Origin of the sequence: Bradyrhizobium centrosematis, assembly GCF_045571495.1 — a bacterium.
Classification (GTDB): Bacteria; Pseudomonadota; Alphaproteobacteria; order Rhizobiales; family Xanthobacteraceae; genus Bradyrhizobium; species Bradyrhizobium centrosematis.
This window is the reverse complement of the sequence record NZ_CP120703.1, coordinates 2,067,809-2,082,567: the sequence shown is the minus strand read 5'-3', so window position 1 is coordinate 2,082,567 and position 14,759 is coordinate 2,067,809. Positions and strand designations below refer to the sequence as shown.

Genomic DNA, 14,759 nt, shown 5'->3' with positions numbered 1-14,759 from the left:
GCCTCACGCGCATTCGCTGGTCTTCGTCATGAGCCGCGCGACCTCTGGGAAACCGCACGGCTTCGCACCGCAAGGGGTGGGATTCGGGAACGGCCTTCCAAGCAGTTTACGCCTTTGCCTGCAAGGCGGCCACCAGACCCGGCACAAACTTGTTGACCCAGAACATCTTCTTGCTGCCCTTGACAACCACGACATCGCCTGCCCTCAGCAGATTTGCGACCTCGTCCGGCTTCAGCGTGGCGGGATCGTCGTGCCAGCCGAGACCCTTGCCGTCCGGGAGCACATCGTAAAGGTGGCGCATCAGAGGGCCGACGCAGTAGACCCCATCGATGCCGTCGAGATGCTTGGCGAGCGCGGTGTGATAGTCCGGCGCATCATCGCCCAGCTCCAGCATGTCGCCGAGCACCGCGATACGCCGGCCGCCGCTCACGTTGCGCGCCTGCAGGCTTTGCAGCGCAGCAGCAACGCTGGCCGGATTGCCGTTGAAGCTGTCGTCGATCACGGTGACGCCGCCGATCGCCTGCTCGACGCCGCGGCCGGTCATGATGCCGACCCGGTCGAGCTTGACCGCGAGCGTCGCGACATCGAGATGCGCGGCGTGAATGGAGGCGAGCGCGGCCAGCGCATTGTGCACCCGGTGCGGCGCGCCCGGGGTCAGGCTGAAGGCGATCTCCTTCTTGCCGATCGCGGCCACGACCTGCCAGCTCTCGCCGTGCGGCGCATGCGCGACCTCGTGCACCTCGGCATGCTCGCCACCGAAGCGCACGACCTTGCCCTTCCAGTCGGGTGCCTTAATTCCGGCGGGCAGCACCAGCACCCCGTGCTCGGGCAGGCCGAGCGCGATCGATACCTTCTCGCGCCGGATCGCATCGAGCGAGCCGAGCTTTTCCAGGTGCACGGGCTGGACGTTGACGACGAGCGCGACCGTCGGCCGCGTGAGCTCGCTGAGCCGCGCGATCTCGCCCTGCTGGTTCATTCCCATCTCGACGACCCAGAGGCTGGCATCGGGCCTGGCATTGCACAGCGTCAGCGGCACGCCCCAGAAATTGTTGAAGCTCGACGGGCTGGCATAGGCGTTCGGATAGGCGGCGAGAAATTCCTTGGTGCTGGTCTTGCCCGCGCTGCCGGTGAGCCCGATCACCGGCCCGTGGAAGCGCGCGCGCGCGGCGCGAGCGAGGCCCCAGAGACCGTCGATCAGCGTATCCTTGACGACGATCTGGGGAATGCGGATGCCCGCAATCTCGTGCGGCACGATCATCGCGACCGCGCCCGAAGCTTCAGCCTTGTCCGCGAACTCCCAGCCGTCGCGCGCGCTGGCGAAGGCCGAGATGAAGCCGCCGCTCGGCGTGCCGCTGAGCGCGACGAACAGGCTGCCCGGCTTCACCAGACGGCTGTCCTGCGTGATGAAATCGATCGGCGTTTCCGGAAATGATCCGGCAGCGCCCAGCGCGCGCGCCACTTCGGCAACCGTCCATATCGGCGCGCTCATGCAACCCTCGACGTCAATGCGGCGGCGACCGCCTCGTGATCACTGAAGGGCAACACCTCTCCGCCGACGATCTGCCCGGTCTCGTGGCCCTTGCCGGCGATGAGCAGTGCATCGCCCTCCTGCAATTCCTCGATCGCGGCGCGGATCGCCGCAGCGCGGTCGCCGATCTCGCGGGCGCCCTTCGCGGTGGCGAGGATCGCGGCGCGGATGGATTCCGGCTTCTCGCTGCGCGGATTGTCGTCGGTGATGATGATGCCGTCGGCATTCTCCGCCGCTATCTCGCCCATGATCGGACGCTTGCCGGCATCGCGGTCGCCGCCGGCGCCGAACACCACGACCAGCCTGCGCTTGGCATAAGGACGCAGCGCCTGCAGAGCTTTCGCCAGCGCGTCCGGCTTGTGCGCGTAGTCGACGAAGATCGGCGCGCCGTTGCGCTCGCCGACGCGCTCCAGCCGGCCCTTGGCGCCTTCGAGATGCTCGAGGCTTGCGAACACATCGGCGGCGTCGCTGCCGGTGCCGATGGCAAGCCCCGCCGACACCAGCGCATTCTCGATCTGGAATTCGCCGACCAGCGGCAGCCGGACCGCGTAACGCTTGCCGCGATGCTCGAGCGCGAGCACCTGCGAGAAACCTTCGACATCGGCGCCGGCAAGACGGATGCCCTCGCCTGCTCCGTCGCCGTTGCGGCCAACCGCCATGACGCGCAGGCCGCGCGACTTCGCGGCATCGATCGCCTCCGCCGAGCAATCATGGTCGGCCGAGATCACCGCCGCGCCGCCCGGCGACACCAGTTCCCGGAACAGGCGGAGTTTCGCCGCGAGATAATGCGCCACCGTCGGATGGTAATCCATGTGGTCGCGCGACAGATTGGTGAAGCCGGCGGCGGAGACGCGCACGCCGTCGAGCCGGTACTGATCGAGCCCGTGCGATGACGCTTCGAAGGCGAGATGCGTGACGCCCTCGCGCGCGATCTCGTCGATCTGCCGGTGCAGCGCGACCGGATCAGGCGTCGTCAACGAACCGTAGACCGTGCGCTTGGGCGAGACGAGGCCGATGGTGCCGATGCTGGCTGAGGCGTGCCCCAGTCGCTCCCAGATCTGGCGCGTGAAGGCTGCGACCGAGGTCTTGCCGCTGGTGCCGGTCACGGCCGCGATGGTCGCCGGCTGGGCGGGGAAGAATTTGGCCGCGGCCAGCGCCAGCGCACGGCGCGGATTGGCCACCGCGACGAAGGGCACCTTGCTTGTGACCGGCGCGTGGTCTCCGACGACAGCCACGGCGCCTGCGGCCACAGCCGCATCGATGAAGCGTGCGCCGTCGGTCTTGCTGCCCGCGAGCGCGAAGAAGAGATCGCCCGGCCTGACCGCGCGGCTGTCGAGCGCAAGGCCGGTCACGTCGAGCGCCGCGACAGCGGGCTCGATCGCGGCATCATTGCCCAGAACATCTTGACCTAGGAGGTCGCGCAGCTTCATGGTCTTCCAGTCGACATGCCTGCCGGAAAGCCGAATCCCGGGGAAAATCCCGACTCAGCCACGGCGATGGCTTACCCGTTGATTACTGGGTTGTCCTGGATGCTGCAAGAATAAGGCGGTCCGCGGGCGGCAGGTCGAACCGTGGCTCGACGCCCAGGAGTGGCGCAATCCGCTCGATCACCTTGCCGCCGGTCGGCACCGCGTTCCAGCCCGAGGTGATGAAACCATGCGTTTCGGGCAGCGCCTGCGGCTCGTCCAGCATGATCAGGACGTGATATTTGGGATCATCGCATGGCAGAATCGCGGTGAACGAGTTGAGCACGCGCTTTTTGGCGTAACGGCCGTTGATCACCTTCTCGGACGTGCCGGTCTTACCGCCGACGTAATAGCCCTTGATGTCGGCGGTCTTGGCGGTACCGATCTCGGCATTGAGCCGCATCAGGTAACGCATCTTGTCGCTGGTATCCTGCTTGATCACGCGCTTGGCCAATGTCGCCGCCTCGGCCTCGCTGCGCTTCATGAAGGTCGGTGGAATCAAATAGCCGCCGTTGACGAGCGCGTTGATGCCCATCACCGCCTGCAGCGGCGCCACGGAGAGCCCTTGTCCGAATGCGGCGGTGACCGTGTTCAGTTCGCTCCAGCGGCGCGGGATCAGCGGTGCCGCGCTCTCCGGCAACTCGGTGCGCAGCCGCGTCAATTGTCCCATCTTGGCGAGGAACGCCTTGTGCGCTTCGACGCCCTGGCCGAGCGCGATCCGCGCGGCGCCGATGTTGGAGGAGTAGGTGAACACTTCCTTGGTGTTGATGAAGCGTCCGAGCGGATGGCTGTCGTGGATGGTGAACTTGCCGTAGTGCAGATTTCCGCGTGCGTCCCACGACGAGTTCAAATTGATCTTTCCGGAATCGAGCGCCATCGCCAGCGTGAACGCCTTGAAGGTCGACCCCATCTCGTAAACGCCCGTGGTCAGGCGGTTGATGCGATCAGGGTCGTGCGCTTCCTTGGGATTGTTGGGATCGAAGTCCGGCAAGGACACCATCGCCACGATCTCGCCGGTCTTGACGTTCGAGACGATGCCGGAGGCGGCCTTGGCATGGAACTTGTCCTTGGCCTTCAAGAGCTCGTCACGCAGCGCGTGCTCGACGCGCAGGTCGACCGAAAGCTCGATCGGCTTTTGCAGCCGGTCGGTGGCAAAGCCGGCGCGATGGAGATCGGCGAGGCCCTGATTGTCGAGCCACTTCTCCAAGCCGGCGATGCCCTGGTTGTCGATGTTGACGAGACCGATCAGGTGGGCAACCTCGTTGCCGGTCGGATAGACGCGCTTGTTCTCGCGCAGGAAGCCGATGCCGGGAATACCGAGCTTGTGGACGGCCTGCTGCTGGGCCGGCGTGACCTCGCGCTTGAGCCAGACAAAGCCCTTGCGCGTCCTCAGGCGCTCGCGCACCTCGGCCTCGTCGAGGTCGGGAATCGTCGCGGTCAGCAGCTCGATCGCCTCGTCCTTGTCGATGATGCGGCGCGGCTCGCCGAACAGGCTCGCCGCCTTGACGTCGGTCGCGAGGATGGCGCCGTTACGGTCGACGATGTCGGGGCGCGCGGTCGCGACCACCTCCTGCGCCGCGGCGCGGCGGGCGCCGTGGGCATCGGCGCCGATCGCAAACATCACGAGCCGGCCGCCGATCAGGGCATAGATCGAGGCGAAGGCGAGCATCGCCAGACCCACGCGCGCGCGCGCTTTCGCGGCGCGGTCGACATTGCGCCCGTAAAGCAGGCTGCGGATCAGCCGCTGCCGCCACGGTTCTGTAGGTTTGGCCGAAGTCGCAGCGCTCATTGCTTGTCCTCGGGCTGAGACACGGAGCCCGTCACGTTATCGGGATCGCTTGCGGCTTCGATGGTGTTGAGCATGGCACCGATCGGATCGGGCTCGTCCGGCCTGAACATCCGCGGCGGACGCTCCGGCAGATTCTTCAGCGAATCGTATTGCATGCCGTTGACAGGCTTCAGATGCAGATGCCGGTCGGACAGGCCTTGCAGCCGCAGCGGCGCATCGAGCTTGGCCCATTCGGACCGCAGCGCCGCAATCGCGTCGCGCTGCTCGCGGATCTCCGCATGCAGCCGCAGCACCTTCTCGGTGCGCGCCGTGGAGTCCATCTTGATCCGGTAGACATAGGCCGCCGCGAAGATCAGCGCGCCGATGACGAGGAGGTGGATGATGCGCATGCGCTAGCCGCCCCTCATCACGTCGGAGAGTCTTGGCCAGGACGATGGCTCGTCATCCTGATGCGCCGGCGCCGAGGTCCGCTCGGCGGCGCGCAGTTTGGCGGATCGCGCGCGCGGATTTTGCGCGACTTCCTCTTCGCCGGCGATCACGGGCCGCCGCGTCAGCAGCTGGAAGCTGGGCGGAACCTGCGCCAGCTCCGGCAGATGCCGCGAGCCGCCGCCGGTCTTCGAACGCGCGGCGAAGAAATTCTTGACGATGCGGTCTTCCAGCGAATGGAAGGAGACCACGACGAGGCGGCCACCCGGCCTCAGCACACGCTCGGCAGCGGCCAGCGCGGTCTGCAGCTCCTCGAGCTCTTCGTTGACGAAGATGCGCAGGGCCTGGAACGTCCGTGTCGCAGGATGGATGTCGCCGGGTTTGGAACGCACGATCCTGCCGATGAGATCGGCGAGCGCGCGCGTGGTCGTGAACGGCGTCTCCTGCCGGTCGGCAACGATGGCCCGGGCGATGCGGCGCGACTGCCGCTCCTCGCCGAGCTGATAGATAATGTCGGCAAGGTCGCCTTCCGAGGCGCGCGCGACCACGTCGGCCGCCGTCGGACCAACCTGCCCCATCCGCATGTCGAGCGGACCATCGAGGCGGAAGGAGAAGCCGCGACCGGCCTGGTCGAGCTGCATCGACGACACTCCGACATCCATCACGACGCCGTCCACAGCCTCGATGCCTTGCGCCGCGCAGACCTCGGCGAGGTTGGAGAAGCGGTCCTCGACCAGCGTCAGTCGGCCCGCGGAGTGTTCGACCAGTTCGGCACCGCCCGCGATCGCAGTACGGTCGCGATCGATGGCAACGAGCCGGGTTCCCGGCACCGCCAGGATCGCGCGGCTATAGCCGCCGGCGCCAAAAGTGGCGTCGACATAGATGCCACCTTCGCGCGGCGCGAGATGGGCGATGGCCTCGCGGCCGAGAACGGGAATGTGCGGGGCCGAGCTCATGCGCCAAGCCTTGTGACCCAAAGCCTTCTGACCCAAAGCCTTGCAACCCTGAGCCTGCCGAAGGCCTGGCCTGACGTCCAAGCGAGATCGGGGACGAACAAGCCCATAACGCCTCGAATCAATCCGCGTCGCGGCGGTTCCACGACAAAGCCCCAGTCCAGCATGGTTACCGCGCCCGGTCGTCCCGGGCTGCAAACCCAGTGTTGCCAGTGGAATCTGTCGGGCAGCCATGGGATTTCGAGCCAAAATACGCTTTGGCCGCCTCCGGACGCGGGTCGGCTCTTCATCCCTCAGTAACGGCCCTTAGCGTTAAGAAAGCGTTGATCGGCTCGCGACAAGTCGAAAAGGTGAAGCGGCGGTGATGCTTCATCCACACACTGGGCCAAAATAGATCCGTTAACCGCGCCGGGCGATTGCGCACAAGGGAGGGTAAAGGAATAGTAAAGAGAAGGGCTTGGCCCATTCTCGTCCGACTTGAGCTGTCTATGCCGCCATCCGGTTCGTCCACGTCTGGATCTGATTCGAAGCGTCAGCGCGCTCTCCCGGTTCCCAAGGCCGCGGCGAACATGCGGACGTTCGAGCCGGACTCCTCGATCGTGTCCGACGTCATCCCCTCGCCGAACTATGGCGAGCGCAACAAGGGACGGCAGCCCGACATGATCGTGCTGCACTACACCGGCATGCCTGACGTCGAGAGCGCGCTGGCGCGGCTGTGCACGGCCGGCACCGAAGTCTCGGCGCATTATGTCGTGCTGGAGGACGGCCGCATCGTGCAATGCGTGCCCGAGACCAAGCGCGCCTGGCACGCCGGCGTATCGTCCTGGGCCGGCGAGGACGACATCAATTCGTGCTCCATCGGCATCGAGATCGTCAATCGCGGCCATGACTGGGGCTATCCCGAATTTCCGCTGCGCCAGATCGCCGCCGTGATCGCGCTGTGCCGCGGCATCATGCTCCGCCGCAAGGTGCCGGCTCACCGCGTGCTCGGCCATTCCGACGTCGCGCCCGCACGCAAGAAGGACCCCGGCGAAAAATTTCCGTGGCACTCGCTCGCCAACTCCGGCGTCGGTCACTGGGTCACGCCCGCTCCCGTCGTGCGCGGCCACACTCTGATGCTCGGCACCATCAGCGACGAGGTGCTGAGCATGCAGCAGGCGCTCGCCAGATACGGCTATGGCGTTCCGCTGACCGGCAAATACGACGCAGCGACCATGGAAGTCGTCACCGCCTTCCAGCGCCATTTCCGCCCGGCGCGGCTCGACGGCGTCGCGGACCACTCGACGCTGTCGACATTGCAGGCGCTGCTGGCGAGCCTGCCTCCGGATGCGACGGCGGTGGCATCGAAATAGCAGACGTCTTTGAGAGTCCTGCTCCGTCATGCCCGGGCCTGTCCCGTGCATCCACGACTTTGCCTCCGCGCACGAAGAACGTGGATGGCCGGGACGAGCCGGCCATGACGAAACCTCAATCCATCTCCCTCATCCTCCGCGCATAGAGCCGCCGCAACGGCTCGAGCTGTGTTGCGTCCGTCGCGGCGCGATAGGCCTTTCGCGCCTCATCCTTACGGCCAAGCCTTCGTAGCAGATCCGCGCGCACCGCTGGCAGCAGCTCATAGCCACGCAAGCCCCCGCGGGCGGCGACCGCATCGACGAGATCGAGCGCGCGCGCAGGCCCGTCGACCATCGACACGGCCGCGGCGTGGTTGAGCTCGATCACCGGGGACGGATTGATGCGCAGCAAGACCTCGTAGAGCCCGGCGATCTGCGGCCAGTCGGTCTGCTCAAAGCTCGGCGCGCGCGCATGCAGCGCGGCGATCGCGGCCTGCACCACATAGGCTTGCGGCCGGCCGGGCACGCGCAGCGCAGCCTCGACCAGGCCCAGGCCTTCGTCGATCTGCGCGCGATCCCAGCGCGAACGGTCCTGCTCCTCGAGCAGCACGATGTCGCCGGCCGTCGTCTCGCGTCCGGCGCGGCGCGCATCGTGCAGCAGCATCAAGGCCAGCAGACCCTTGATGCCGGCGCGTTCCGGCATCAGCCGGTCGAGCAAGCGGCCGAGCCGGATCGCCTCGGTCGCAAGATCGGGCCGCATCAGATCCGCGCCCTCCGTCGCGACATAGCCCTCCGTGAAGACGAGATAAATCACCGCGAGCACGCCATCGAGCCGCGCCGCCAGCGCGTCCCGCTCGGGCACCTCGTAGGGAATGCCGGCGAGCCTGATCTTCTGCTTGGCGCGGACCAGCCGCTGCGCCATGGCGTCCTCGCCAACGAGAAAGGCGCGCGCAACCTGCGCAGTCGACAGACCGCAGACGGTGCGCAACGTCAGCGCAACCTGGACCTCGGCTGCGAACGCAGGATGGCAACAAGTGAAGACCAGCCGCAACACGTCGTCGTCGAGCATCAAGGCCGGCTCGTCGACCGTTTGCGCATTCAGCTCGAGCTCGTGCACGAGCGCCTGCTGCTTGCCGCGAAAGACCGCCTGGCGGCGAATCCGATCGATCGCCTTGTGCTTGGCAACGTTGACCAGCCAGGCGCGCGGATTGTCGGGGATCGCGCCCGCCCCCCAGCGCTCCAGCGCGACGGCAAACGCATCCTGCAGCGCGTCCTCGGCGAGATCGAAATCGCCGACGAGGCGGATCAGCGTGGCCAGCGCACGCCCCGCCTCGTCGCGGAAGATGGTTTCGATCTCGCTCGGGGTCATGCGCCGACGCGCGGCCTGGCCGTCACTTGTCGTACACCCAGATCGGCCGCACCTCGATCGATCCGATGCGCGCGCTGGGAATCCGCGCCGCGATCTCGATCGCCGCATCGAGGTCCTTGGCCTCGATCAGGTAATAGCCGCCGAGCTGCTCGCGCGTCTCCGCGAACGGACCGTCGGTCGTCAGCACCTTGCCGTCGCGCACGCGGACGGTCGTCGCGGTCGTGGTCGGCCGCAGGCGATCGCCGGCCTTGAAATTGCCACTCTGGATGATGCCTTGGGTAAAGGTCTGGTATTCGGCCATCAGCTTCTGAGCCGTGGTCGCGTCGTTCTTCGCGTACTCGACTTCGTTCTGGTAGATCATCAGCAGATATTGCATCGCTTCACTCCTGTTGTTCGGCTGGGTCGCCGACATCCAGTCGAACGGGCCACGCGCCAAACGACATCTTCAGGATAAATTATTTTGGACCGCCGGTGGGTGGCGATATCGGCTTGACGAAACCGTCACAAATGCCCCATGCGTTGCCGGTCAGTCGGCCGGACGGCCGCTCCGGCAGGTGCCGAAAGGCCGCCGGGGAGGAAAGTCCGGGCTCCCTTGACATACGGTGCCGGATAACGTCCGGCGGGGGTGACCCCAGGGAAAGTGCCACAGAGAACGAACCGCCCGCCTTCGCCCTTTGGGCTTCGGCGAGGCAGGCCCCCGGGCTTGCCACGTCGTAGCAGCGTCAGCTGCGTAGACGGGTAAGGGTGAAAAGGTGCGGTAAGAGCGCACCGCGGTTCCGGCAACGGAGCCGGCATGGCAAACCCCACCGGGAGCAAAACCGAATAGGGACGGCGTAGCGGGCTGTTCGCGAGAGCGATAACGCCGCGGGGCGATGTCAGGCCCGCCGTCCGGGTAGGTTGCTCGAGGCCATGTGCAAACACGGTCCCAGAGGAATGGCCGTCACGTATCGTTCGCGCAAGCGGGCGGTGCCCTACAGAACCCGGCTTACAGGCCGGCTGATATCCTAAAGCGCTTTCGAGCGAAGTGGGTGTCCGGTTCGCGTGAAGAAGGCGCGTCTTACCAAGACGTGACGAGGGGCTCGATGCTGACGCATCGGGCCCCTCACCATTTGTGCGGAGCGCGCAACCATTCAAATGGTGTCATTCCGCGGCGTGCAAGACACGAGCCCGGAATCCATCGCGCGGCAGTGTCGGTGGATGAATGGATTCCGGGCTCTCGCTTGGCAAACTCCGGAATGACGGCTGTGGGTCAGGCATGCCGCGCGATGTAGACTCTGCGGCCGCTCAGGCCGCGCGTGCGTCCGCCTTCACGAGCACCGGTGCAAGCTCATCGGCCTCGCGCCGCAGCTTGCTCGCTTCGAAACCGTGCATGCCCAGTTGCCATTGCAACCCGACGATGGCGCCCTTGGTCGGTTGCAGCAGTGCGAGCGAGGCGAACAGCGTCACCGGCAGCCACACCGCGAGTTGCAGCCACTCCGGCGGCGCATAGGCGGTTTCGACCGCAAGGATCGCCGGCACCACAAGATGGCCGACCACGACCATCACGAGATAGGCGGGGAAGTCATCGGCGCGCTGATGGAACAGCTCCTCGCCGCAATGATCGCAGCTGTGGGCGACCTTCAGGAAGCGGCCGAACAGATGCCCTTCGCCGCAATTCGGGCACTTGCCCCGGAAACCGCGCCACATCGCCTTCGTCAGAGAGACAGAACCGCGCACCATGACCACACCTCTTCCGTTTTGGTGATCCATACAATACTATCTTGCATCCATACATTCAAAGGATACGGGCTCAAATTGCATGGATTGGATCCCGACAATCTCGGAGCTGTCAGGCCCGCGCTACCAGCGCATCGTCGAGGCCATGGAAGCCGACATCGCCGCCGGCCGGCTGGTACGCGGCCAGCAATTGCCGACCCAGCGCGCGCTGGCGAAGGCGCTCGACGTCGATCTCACCACGGTGACGCGCGCCTATACCGAGGCGCGGCGGCGCGGCATCATGGAGGCGCGGGTCGGACAGGGCTCGTTCGTGTCGGAGACCAGTGCGCGCCGCGCGGTCGACCTGCCGCATCCCGTTGCGATCGATCTTTCCATGAACGTGCCGCCGCATCCGCTGGAGGCGCAGCTCGACGAGCGCATCATCGCCGGGATGGAATCCATCCGCGCGCAATCGGGCCTGACGGCGTACCTCAACTATCAGCCACCCGGCGGCAGCGCGCATGAGCGCGAAGTCGCCGCGCGCTGGATGCGCGCCCGCGTTCCGCACGCGCATGCCGACAGGCTCGTGATCTTTCCCGGCGCGCAGACGATCCTGTTCAACCTGCTCGCACACCTGGCGCAGCCCGGTGATGTCGTGCTGACGGAAGCGCTGACATTCCCCGGCATCAAGGCCGCCGCAATGCAGCTTGGCATCAAGCTCGTCGGCGTCGCCATGGATGACGGCGGCATCCTGCCCGATGCGCTGGCAAAGGCCTGCCACGCGCACCGGCCGAAGGCCGTCTATCTCATTCCGACGCTGCACAATCCGACCACCGCGACGCTTGTCCCCGAGCGGCGCAGCGCGATCGCAAAGATCATCCGCGATATTGACACTGTCCTGATCGAGGACGATGCCTACGGCCTGCTCGACCGCTCGGCAGCGCCGATCGCGAACCTGATTCCGGAGCGGACTTATCTCGCGACCACGCTGTCGAAATGCATCGCGCCGGCGCTCCGCGTTGCCTATCTGTTGACGCCTGACAGCGCGGCGCAGCGGGAGATGCGTACATGCCTGCAGGCGACGGTGCAGATGCCGGCGCCGCTGATGGTCGCACTGGTGACGCATTGGATCGAAACTGGGATTGCCGATCGCATCATCACCGCCATTCGCAACGAAGCGATCGGCCGCCAGCAACTGGCACAGCGCGCATTGAAAGGCTTTCAATTCCTCGCCAGGCCCGCCGCCCATCATCTGTGGCTGCGGCTGCCGGAGGGGCGCCTTGATGTGGCAGCCTATCTCTTGCGGAACGGCCTTGCGGTCGTCGCCGGCGAGGCCTTCACCGTGGACGGGACGCCGTCGCATGCTGCGCGCGTCTCGCTGGGCGCGGCGCGCAACAGGGCCGAATTGACCGAAGCGCTGCGCATCCTGGTCGGCGCGCTGCACACGCCCGCCGACGCCAGGCAGATCGTCTAGATCTTGCTGGTTACTGGTGGTGGCGGCGGTGGCGCGGACGAAGCGCCGGGGCCGCACCCGACGGATAGGCCGCATAGGCCTCGCCCGGTGCCACCGTCTCGCCACGGGCCGCGCGTCCCGCAGGCGTCAGCTGGCCGCCATTGAGCACGTCGCGGTCGGGGTGGGCGGCCTGATAGGCCGCCGGCTCGGAAAACTGCGCCTGCGCCATTGTCGGCACCAAGGCCGCTGCCGACAACAACGCAGCCGAAACGGCGATGCTGGTCCGAGTCATGGTCATTCTCCGTCATCTCGTTCGGAACTGGCCGATCGGATCGCGATGGCGTCGGGCCGTCCGGATTGGAGTACGGCCATCATGTAGGCCTGTCTTCCGCGAACGCCCGACGCCGCAGATCACGCTTGCGTGCGGGACGGATTGACCTGCATGGCAAGGCCCGTGCTATGCGGGCAATGGGGATCAACCATTCGGGATTGGTCCGACAGGGACAATCTGTTGGAAACGCTCACCTACGTCCTGCTGCTGTTCGGCGCATTGGCTGGCGGCTTCGTCTCGGGGCTGGCCGGGTTCGGCACGGCGCTGATGGCGCTCGGCATCTGGCTCTACGTGCTGCCGCCCTCGCTCGCCGTGCCTCTGGTGCTGATCTGCTCCGTGATCGCGCAGACTTCGACGCTGCCCTCGATGTGGAAGAGCTTCGACCTCTCGCTGGTATGGCCGTTCCTGATCGGTGGGCTGATCGGCGTGCCGCTCGGCACCATGCTGATTGCCTCGGCCGATCCAAAAGTGTTCAAGCTGAGCGTCGGCATTCTAATTCTGGTCTTCTCGACGTCGCTCTATCTGAACAAGAGGCCGCTCGCCTTCAAGTTCGGCGGCCGCATCGCCGACGGCGCGATCGGTTTTGCCGGCGGCATACTGGGCGGCCTGGCCGGGCTGTCGGGGCCGCTTCCGATCCTGTGGGCCAATATCCGCGGCTGGAACAAGCACGAACGGCGTGGCATCTTCCAGCTCTTCAATTTCACCGTGCTCGCGACCGCGCTGGTGCTGCAGACCGCATCGGGTCTCGTCGAGCTCAGGGTGCTCTGGCTCGCGATGGTCGCATTTCCGGGCACCTTGATCGGGGCCTGGGCCGGCGCGCGCGTCTATCACGCCCTCAACGACAAGCATTTCGGCGATGTCGTGCTCGGCCTGTTATTCCTGTCGGGTCTTACTCTCGTCTGGAACAGTCTCGCCGCGCTCTAGCCTTCATGTCCTCGTGGTGAGCGACATGCCGCCAGCAAAAGCTGCTGGTTCGTCACTCCGGTCATTGCTCTTGGCAACGGGCCGTCACGCGGGCTCGCGGGCGACAGGCGCAATGGCTTCGGGGCTTTCCTGCTCCGCAGGCGTCTGCTTCGGCGCCGGTGTGAGGCGTTTCCTGAACTCGCGGTGCAGCAGCCGCAGGCTCAAGCCTGCCTGCAACGTGGTCGTCGCGACCGAGAGGTACCAGACGTACTCCATGCGAAAGCCAGGCCGCGTCGAGAGCCAGATCGCCGGCAGGGAGTAGGTGAACACGCGCGTCGCCGAGCTCAGCAGCACCGGCTTGGTGTTGCCGAGGGCCTGGAACATGCTCGAGCAGGTGAAGATCAGCCCCTGCGCGACCATGTTGAGCGAGATGATCCGCAGGAACAGATAGGCGATCTCCATGGTCTCGCGGTCGTTCGAGAATCCGGCAAGCAGCAGCTCGGGCTTCACCTGCGCAAGGATCATGAAGCCGGCCATCACGATCGTGACGATCAAGGCAGCCTTGACGAAAGTCTCACGCACGCGCGCAGCGTTGGCAGCGCCGACGTTCTGGCCGGCGATCGGCCCGGCCGCCAGCCCGACCGCAAGCGCAGGCATGTTGATCAGGCCGAGCACGCGCTGGCCGATGCCGAAGCCTGCCTGCGCCGCCGCGCCGAAATCGCGCAGCACGTAGTAGACCACCGCCATGAAGATGAACATCATCGCGAACTCGCCGCCGGCCGGCAGGCCGACATTGAGGATCCGCTTCAGATGGCGCGGCTGCGGACGCCACTGCGCCGGATCGAAGGCGACGTAGCGCTCGACCTTTCGGAAATAGACAAGCAGCATCAGGGCGCCGATCGCGACCGCGATCGAACTCGCCAGCCCGGCACCGGCCACCCCGAGCGGATGGCCTGTGCCCCAGCCCGAGATCAGGACCGGCGCCAGCGCGATATTGATCGCCACGGCAAGCGCCTGCACCAGCATGGCGGGACGCACGATACCGGTGGCGCGCAGCGCCGATGCCATCACCTGGGTCGCGAACTGCAGCGCGAGCGCCGGCATGAACCACAGCAGATAAGTGGTGCCGGCCTCGATCGTGGCCTGATCCGCGGCGATCGAACGCATGTAGGCATGCGACAGCGCGGCACCGGCGACCAGGGTCAACAGGCCGAACAGCACCGACAGCACGATCGCCTGGTTGAAGATCAGGTTGGCATCCGGCCGGTCCTTGCGTCCGACCGCATGCGCGATCAGCGCCACGGTTCCGACGCCGAGCACCTGCATCAGCCCGTTGACGAGAAAGCCGGCATTGCCGGCCGCGGCGACGCCCGCCACGGCGGCATCGCCCAGACCCGACACGAAGTACAGATCGACCAGCTGGCAGACCATGATCGAGATCATGCCGGCCATGATCGGCGGCGCCATGACCAGGATGTGTCTCACGATGGAGCCGTTCGTCAGGTCTTTCATGTC

At 66.1% G+C, this 14,759-nt stretch carries 13 protein-coding genes and 1 other RNA gene; 4 read left to right on the top strand and 10 right to left on the bottom strand.

The features are described from left to right. Window positions 1–106: 106 nt before the first annotated feature. The 5 genes from murF to rsmH form a co-directional block, all read right to left on the bottom strand. Window positions 107–1,489 (bottom strand): UDP-N-acetylmuramoyl-tripeptide--D-alanyl-D-alanine ligase, encoded by a 1,383-nt coding sequence (murF, locus tag P6U31_RS09990; protein ID WP_407188022.1) that lies wholly within the window; start codon window positions 1,487–1,489, stop codon window positions 107–109. Then, window positions 1,486–2,958 carry a UDP-N-acetylmuramoyl-L-alanyl-D-glutamate--2,6-diaminopimelate ligase gene (locus P6U31_RS09985; RefSeq protein WP_407188021.1) on the bottom strand — a complete coding sequence of 491 codons (1,473 nt, stop codon included), beginning with the start codon at window positions 2,956–2,958 and terminating at the stop codon, window positions 1,486–1,488. The genes murF and P6U31_RS09985 overlap by 4 nt, the downstream gene beginning before the upstream one ends. An 82-nt stretch (window positions 2,959–3,040) precedes the next feature. Next, window positions 3,041–4,783, bottom strand: coding sequence for a peptidoglycan D,D-transpeptidase FtsI family protein (locus tag P6U31_RS09980; RefSeq protein ID WP_407188020.1), 1,743 nt, complete (start codon window positions 4,781–4,783; stop codon window positions 3,041–3,043). Continuing rightward, window positions 4,780–5,172 carry a hypothetical protein gene (locus P6U31_RS09975; RefSeq protein WP_407188019.1) on the bottom strand — a complete coding sequence of 131 codons (393 nt, stop codon included), beginning with the start codon at window positions 5,170–5,172 and terminating at the stop codon, window positions 4,780–4,782. Before P6U31_RS09975 ends, P6U31_RS09980 begins: the two co-directional genes overlap by 4 nt. Window positions 5,173–5,175: 3 nt before the next feature. Beyond that, window positions 5,176–6,165, bottom strand: a complete 990-nt coding sequence (gene rsmH, locus P6U31_RS09970; protein WP_407188018.1) for a 16S rRNA (cytosine(1402)-N(4))-methyltransferase RsmH — start codon at window positions 6,163–6,165, stop codon at window positions 5,176–5,178. A gap of 566 nt (window positions 6,166–6,731) precedes the next feature. Between rsmH and P6U31_RS09965 the strand changes: the two genes are divergently transcribed. Continuing rightward, window positions 6,732–7,514 (top strand): N-acetylmuramoyl-L-alanine amidase, encoded by a 783-nt coding sequence (locus P6U31_RS09965; RefSeq protein ID WP_407188017.1) that lies wholly within the window; start codon window positions 6,732–6,734, stop codon window positions 7,512–7,514. A gap of 115 nt (window positions 7,515–7,629) precedes the next feature. Here P6U31_RS09965 and P6U31_RS09960 read toward each other — a convergent pair whose 3' ends face one another. Together P6U31_RS09960 and P6U31_RS09955 are read right to left on the bottom strand one after the other, a co-directional pair. Further along, a complete protein-coding gene (locus P6U31_RS09960; protein WP_407188016.1) occupies window positions 7,630–8,862 on the bottom strand; it encodes an RNA polymerase sigma factor in 1,233 nt (410 codons plus the stop codon). 22 nt (window positions 8,863–8,884) lie between these two features. Then, the gene (locus tag P6U31_RS09955; RefSeq protein WP_407188015.1) at window positions 8,885–9,238 is read right to left on the bottom strand and encodes a YciI family protein; all 354 of its coding nucleotides are present in this window, start codon (window positions 9,236–9,238) and stop codon (window positions 8,885–8,887) included. A 150-nt stretch (window positions 9,239–9,388) separates the two neighbouring features. On the opposite strand from P6U31_RS09955, the gene rnpB reads away from it, so the two are divergent. After that, window positions 9,389–9,866, top strand: an RNA gene (gene rnpB / locus P6U31_RS09950) — RNase P RNA component class A. 280 nt (window positions 9,867–10,146) lie between these two features. Here the strand turns inward: rnpB and P6U31_RS09945 are convergent. Beyond that, window positions 10,147–10,581 (bottom strand): DUF983 domain-containing protein, encoded by a 435-nt coding sequence (locus P6U31_RS09945; protein ID WP_407188014.1) that lies wholly within the window; start codon window positions 10,579–10,581, stop codon window positions 10,147–10,149. Window positions 10,582–10,660: 79 nt separating this feature from the next. Between P6U31_RS09945 and P6U31_RS09940 the strand changes: the two genes are divergently transcribed. Beyond that, a complete protein-coding gene (locus P6U31_RS09940) occupies window positions 10,661–12,031 on the top strand; it encodes a PLP-dependent aminotransferase family protein (protein WP_407188013.1) in 1,371 nt (456 codons plus the stop codon). 10 nt (window positions 12,032–12,041) lie between these two features. Here the strand turns inward: P6U31_RS09940 and P6U31_RS09935 are convergent, their stop codons facing one another. Continuing rightward, window positions 12,042–12,302, bottom strand: coding sequence for a hypothetical protein (locus tag P6U31_RS09935; protein ID WP_407188012.1), 261 nt, complete (start codon window positions 12,300–12,302; stop codon window positions 12,042–12,044). Window positions 12,303–12,521: 219 nt separating this feature from the next. Between P6U31_RS09935 and P6U31_RS09930 the strand changes: the two genes are divergently transcribed. Then, entirely contained in the window at window positions 12,522–13,265 is a 744-nt protein-coding gene (locus P6U31_RS09930) for a sulfite exporter TauE/SafE family protein (RefSeq protein ID WP_407188011.1), read from the top strand. An 84-nt stretch (window positions 13,266–13,349) separates the two neighbouring features. On the opposite strand, the gene P6U31_RS09925 is transcribed toward P6U31_RS09930, so the two are convergent. Continuing rightward, window positions 13,350–14,756: an MATE family efflux transporter gene (locus P6U31_RS09925; RefSeq protein WP_407188010.1), complete on the bottom strand. Its 1,407-nt coding sequence runs from the start codon at window positions 14,754–14,756 to the stop codon at window positions 13,350–13,352. Between the last annotated feature and the right edge of the window lie 3 nt (window positions 14,757–14,759).